The organism is Pseudomonas sp. SIMBA_067 (assembly GCF_046534675.1).
GTDB classification, from domain to species: domain Bacteria; phylum Pseudomonadota; class Gammaproteobacteria; order Pseudomonadales; family Pseudomonadaceae; genus Aquipseudomonas; species Aquipseudomonas putida.
The window spans coordinates 1-255 of sequence record NZ_JAWRYH010000837.1; the positions used below are offsets into that span (position 1 = coordinate 1).

General features: G+C 61.6%; 1 protein-coding gene. It reads left to right on the top strand.

Features of this window, described 5'->3' with window-relative positions:
• On the top strand, positions 1 to 255 hold a 255-nt coding region (locus SB765_RS31550; RefSeq protein ID WP_410932746.1), incomplete at both ends, for an Ldh family oxidoreductase.

Here is a 255-nt window from a genome sequence, read left to right on the forward strand (position 1 = left end):
GTGCAAGCGCTAACCGCCTTTGTCGAGCAACTGTTCGTAAAAGCCGGTGCCGATAGCGAAGTCGCCCAAGTGGTCACCCGGGTGCTGCTCGAAGGCGAACTGCTCGGGCACCGCACCCATGGCCTGAACCTGGTCAGCCGTTACATCGATGGCATCCTCAGCGGGCAGGTCAAGGCCCGCGCACAGGCGCTGGAGCACGTGTCGGACAGTGGTATTTCCAGCGTGTTCGATGGCCACTATGTACTGGGGCCATAC